The organism is Bacteroides sp. RTP31139st1_H2_RTP31139_211217 (assembly GCF_040227615.1).
GTDB lineage: Bacteria > Bacteroidota > Bacteroidia > Bacteroidales > Bacteroidaceae > Bacteroides > Bacteroides uniformis.
Genome location: NZ_JBCNZM010000136.1, coordinates 7,995 through 12,693 on the forward strand (window position 1 = coordinate 7,995; position 4,699 = coordinate 12,693).

The following is a 4,699-nucleotide window of genomic DNA, read 5'->3' on the forward strand; positions in this document are numbered from 1 at the left end:
GCGAGCTGGGCAGTGCCGTGAACGCCTATATCGAGCGTATCCGCGCCGACCGGAATATCGTGCCGTGTTTCGACAGTTTCTACGAGTACCTGCGAGACGACTACCGCCGCGAGCTGGAGGAGCGGGAGATCCGGGTCAGCCGCGAGGATTTCAACATCGACAACATGCTCATCACCCTGCGGCAGTATTACAAGGGCGGACGCTACGACTTCCTTCTGAATTCCCGGGCCAACATCGACCTGCTCTCGAAGCGCTTCGTGGTCTTCGAGGTGGATTCCATCAAGGAAAACAAGGAGCTTTTTCCCGTGGTCACCATTATCATCATGGAGGCTTTCATAAACAAGATGAGACGGCTCAAGGGGGTACGCAAACAGCTCATCGTCGAGGAGGCCTGGAAGGCGCTCTCTACGGCTAATATGGCTGAATATCTGCGTTATATGTATAAAACCGTCCGCAAATACTACGGTGAGGCCATCGTTGTGACGCAGGAGGTCGAGGACATCATTTCCAGCCCGGTGGTCAAGGAGGCGATCATCAACAACTCGGACTGCAAGATCCTGCTCGACCAGCGCAAGTTCATGAACCGTTTCGACGCGATTCAGTCCTTGTTGGGGCTGACCGACAAGGAGAAGGCGCAGATTCTCTCGATCAACCAGTCCAACGACCCTTCCCGTAAATACAAGGAGGTCTGGATCGGTCTGGGCGGCGTTCAGTCGGCGGTCTATGCCACGGAGGTCAGCGTCCCGGAGTACCTGGCCTACACGACCGAGGAAACGGAGAAAGTGGAGGTACAGCGGCTTGCCGGCGAGCTGGGCGGTGATATGGAACTGGCGATCAGGCAGCTCGCCGAGGGCAAACGTTAAAGGGAGGGCAGGCCATGTATCGCAAGTGTATCGGATCAGACCCCACGGCGGCGCGTTTGGACTTCGCGCTGTACGAGGTGGCGGGCGAGTGGGAAAGCCGCTCGGGTTCTCCCCGGGTTCGCATCTACCGCAACCCGGGACGCCGGGGCGGCGGTTTTTACGTGGAGGTGTCCTACAAGGACGGGACACGCTTCTCCCGTCCCGTGAGGAAGTATTGGGGAGGTATCCGTTACTTCGACCTCTACGGGTATGTCGCCCTGGCCTACGATGCGGGGCGCGAGGTGCTCCAGCTCTCCGCCTACGGGGATTATTACCGGGCGTCGGAATGACCGCCCAAGTATTCACGAATTAAATAATGAAAAGGATGAAACGATTGATTTTAACGCTGTTCGTGGGGCTTCTTTGCTTCACGTACCAGGCAAAAGCGCAGTGGACGGTCATCGACCCGTCGAACCTCGTTCAGAACATCAAGAGCGCGGTTCAAAGCTCGACCACGGCGACCAACATGGTCAAGTCGCTGCAAGAGAGTATCAAGATTTATAACCAGAGCAAGGCTTACTACGACGCCCTCAAATCGGTGCATAACATCATCAAGGATGCCCGGAAGGTGAAGCTGACGCTCGAAATGGTCAGCGAGATCACGGAAATCTACACCTCGGGATTCAACCGTATGGTTTCAGACCCGAACTTCACGGTGGACGAGCTGGCGGCGATCTCGGCGGGTTACGCCCGGTTGCTGGAGGAGGGCGGCGCGCTGGTGGCGGAACTCAAGACGGTCATAACCGGCGGCAACGGCCTCTCGCTCTCGGACAAGGAGCGGATGGACGTGGTGGATCAGGTTTACACGAAGATGCTGGAGTACCGCAACCTCACGCGCTATTACACGCGCAAGACCATCTCCGTGTCCTTCATCCGCAGCCGCGAAAAGGGCGACGCGCACCGGGTGCTGGCACTTTACGGGAACCCGAACGACAGATATTGGTAACCTGAAAACGGAGGCAGTCATGGATTTCGACAATTTACACCAGGTTCTCCGGAACCTGTATCAGGAGATGATGCCGCTATGCGGCGACATGATCGGGGTGGCGAAAGGTATCGCCGGCCTGGGTGCGCTCTTTTACGTGGCTTACCGGGTATGGAAGGCACTGGCCAATGCGGAGCCTATCGACGTGTTCCCGCTCCTGCGGCCTTTCGCCATCGGCTTGTGCGTGATGTTCTTTCCCACCGTGGTTCTGGGGACGATCAACGCCGTGATGTCGCCCGTGGTGCAGGGCACGCACGCCATACTGGAGGGGCAGACATTGGATTTGCAGGCATACCAGCAACAGAAGGACGATTTGGAAGCCGAGGCCCACAGGCGCGAGGGCAAGGCTTGGTTAGTGGACGACGAGGTGTATGAACAACGGCTTGCGGATATGGGTATCACGGACTTGGGCGAGATTATCAGCATGTGGGCCGAACGCACGTGGTACGACATCAAGGCCGGTTTCCGGCAACTTGTCCGGGACTTCTTCGAGTTGTTGTTCAACGCCGCGGGGCTTACCATCGACACGCTGCGGACATTCTTTTTAGTCGTGCTGTCGATTCTGGGGCCCTTGTCGTTCGCCCTCTCCATTTACGACGGCTTCCACTCGACGCTCGCGAGTTGGATTTCCCGCTATATCAGCGTGTACCTTTGGCTTCCCATCGCCGACCTGTTCTCCGCGGTGCTGGCCAAGATCCAGACGTTGATGCTCCAGGCGGACGTCCTGGCCCTGCAAGACCCCAACTACATTCCCGACAGCGGCAGCGGTGTCTATATTATCTTTTTGATTATAGGTATCATAGGCTATTTCACGATCCCCACCGTTGCCGAGTGGGTGATCCAGTCGGGCGGAGCCGGCGGGGCTATGGGCGGTATCAACAAGGCCGGGGCATTCGCCACGGGTGTCGCGGGCGGTATCGCCGGCAACATGATCGGCCGCACGTTCGGGCGTCGCGGCGGTGGCGGTTCCTCCTCCGGTAACGGGGGCGGTGGCCAGGCTTCGGGCAGTGCCCCCAACGGGCGCAACCTGGCAACACAAGGTAACAGTAATCATTCATAACAATTTGGACAATGGAATTCAAGTCATTAAAAAACATCGAAACAAGTTTCAGGCAGATTCGGCTTTTCGGTATCGTGTTCCTCTGCCTGTGCGCGCTGGTATCCGTGTTCAGCGTGGTCGCGAGCTTCCGTTTCGCCGAAAAGCAGCGCGAGAAGATCTACGTCCTGGACGGGGGCAAGTCGCTGATGCTGGCGCTCTCGCAGGATTTGAGCCAGAACCGCCCCGTGGAGGCGCGCGAACATATCCGGCGTTTTCACGAGTTGTTCTTCACCCTCTCGCCCGACCGTGCGGCCATCGAGAGCAACATCAACCGCGCGCTGTTCCTGGTCGATAAGAGCGCCTTCGCCTATTACCAGGACATGCAGGAGAAAGGTTACTACAACCGTGTGGTGTCGGGGAACATCAGCCAGCGTATCGAGGTGGACTCCGTGGTGTGCGACTTCAACGCCTATCCCTACCGGGCCATGACCTATGCCCGGCAAATGATTGTCCGCGAGAGCAACATCACCGAGCGTTCGCTGGTCACGCGCTGCGAGCTGATCAACTCGGGGCGTTCGGACAATAACCCGCAGGGTTTCATCATGGAGAAATTCGAGATTCTGGAGAACCGCGATTTACGTACATTAAAAAGATAAGGCTATGGCAAAGAAGAGAATAAAGGCTTTCGGGGAGTGGGTCGAAGACCACCTGCGCCGCGCTTGCGGGGCGCTCTCGCCCGATAAGCGGATTATCGTGATCCTCACGCTGCTCTTGTTCTTTTCCGTCTTGTCGCTCTACTTTACCGTGTCTTCCATCTACCGCTTCGGCAAGGGAGCCGGGGAACGGATGCAGATACGGCATATCGAGCGGCTGGAGCTGGAATTAAGACAACGGCAGGAGGCCGACAGTGTAAAACATCTAAAAGATTTCAATTATGACGACGAACGAAAAACAGAATAAACAGCCGGAGGCGGGGAAAAAGGAACTCACGCCCCGGCAGATACAGATGCGGAAGAAGATGGTGGTCTTCCCGCTCTTTTTCCTGGCCTTTGCCGGGTGCATGTGGCTGATCTTCTCCCCCGGCGAAAAAGAACGGGAGGAGCCTTCGGCGGGTTTCAACACGGAGCTGCCGACCCCGGAATCGGAGGGTATCCTCTCGGACAAGCGTGATGCCTACGTGCAGGAGGAGATGCGGCGCAGGGAGCGGGAAAAGATGCGCTCCTTGCAGGATTTCGCGTTCGGGATGGAGGACGAGGAGGAAGAGCCTGTCATGCCCGCTGCCGTGCCGGATAAGTCTTCCGGCTCTGCCGGCGGTTCGTCGGGAGCTTTCCGGACTTCCCGTGCCGCCTATGCCGACATCAACCGCCAGTTAGGCAGTTTCTACGAGGAGACCGCCGGTGAAACGGGGGAAGAGCGCGAGATGCAGGCCCGCATCGAGGAACTGGAACGCCGCCTGGAAGAACAGCAGGCGCAGAAAACGGCCCAGGAGGAGCAGGTGGCGCTGCTGGAGAAGTCCTACGAGATCGCCGCCCGCTACATGAACGGCGGTCAGGCCCCTGAAGCCCCGCGTCAGAAAACCTCCGTTTCCGGCAAGGCTTCCGTGCAGCCCGTGCGCCAGGTGCGCCGTAACATCGTGTCGCTGCTCGCCGCCCCGCTGCCCGATTCGGTCTTCGCCCGTGAGTTCGTCAAGCCCCGGAACTGGGGTTTCAACACGGTGGGGAGCGACCTTCGCGAGCCCGAGCGTAACAGTATCCGTGCCGCCGTGCAGCAAAC

At 58.3% G+C, this 4,699-nt stretch carries 7 protein-coding genes; all 7 read left to right on the top strand.

All coding sequences use genetic code 11. The features are described from left to right. Window positions 1–863: TraG family conjugative transposon ATPase (locus tag ABUA47_RS18315; protein WP_349831860.1), on the top strand; the 863-nt coding region annotated here is incomplete at its 5' end. A gap of 14 nt (window positions 864–877) precedes the next feature. Next, entirely contained in the window at window positions 878–1,192 is a 315-nt protein-coding gene (locus ABUA47_RS18320) for a DUF3876 domain-containing protein (RefSeq protein WP_004303798.1), read from the top strand. Window positions 1,193–1,227: 35 nt separating this feature from the next. Beyond that, complete coding sequence (locus ABUA47_RS18325) at window positions 1,228–1,848, top strand: DUF4141 domain-containing protein (RefSeq protein WP_004295452.1); 621 nt, start codon at window positions 1,228–1,230, stop codon at window positions 1,846–1,848. Between the two features lie 19 nt (window positions 1,849–1,867). Then, on the top strand, window positions 1,868–2,947 hold the full coding sequence (gene traJ / locus ABUA47_RS18330) for a conjugative transposon protein TraJ (protein ID WP_151940550.1): 1,080 nt from the start codon (window positions 1,868–1,870) through the stop codon (window positions 2,945–2,947). Window positions 2,948–2,958: 11 nt separating this feature from the next. After that, the gene (gene traK, locus ABUA47_RS18335; protein ID WP_004295450.1) at window positions 2,959–3,582 is read left to right on the top strand and encodes a conjugative transposon protein TraK; all 624 of its coding nucleotides are present in this window, start codon (window positions 2,959–2,961) and stop codon (window positions 3,580–3,582) included. Between the two features lie 4 nt (window positions 3,583–3,586). Continuing rightward, complete coding sequence (locus tag ABUA47_RS18340) at window positions 3,587–3,886, top strand: TraL conjugative transposon family protein (protein WP_004295449.1); 300 nt, start codon at window positions 3,587–3,589, stop codon at window positions 3,884–3,886. Next, window positions 3,861–4,699 (top strand): conjugative transposon protein TraM (gene traM, locus ABUA47_RS18345; RefSeq protein WP_349831862.1); only part of this gene is annotated, 839 nt, incomplete at its 3' end. The genes ABUA47_RS18340 and traM, both read left to right, overlap by 26 nt.

Excerpts from the sequence above, each read along its gene's own strand:
- ABUA47_RS18320 (WP_004303798.1), top strand. The coding sequence starts at position 878 with ATGTATCGCAAGTGTATCGGATCAGACCCCACGGCGGCGCGTTTGGAC.
- ABUA47_RS18340 (WP_004295449.1), top strand. The coding sequence starts at position 3,587 with ATGGCAAAGAAGAGAATAAAGGCTTTCGGGGAGTGGGTCGAAGACCAC.
- ABUA47_RS18325 (WP_004295452.1), top strand. The coding sequence starts at position 1,228 with ATGAAACGATTGATTTTAACGCTGTTCGTGGGGCTTCTTTGCTTCACG.
- traK (WP_004295450.1), top strand. The coding sequence starts at position 2,959 with ATGGAATTCAAGTCATTAAAAAACATCGAAACAAGTTTCAGGCAGATT.
- traJ (WP_151940550.1), top strand. The coding sequence starts at position 1,868 with ATGGATTTCGACAATTTACACCAGGTTCTCCGGAACCTGTATCAGGAG.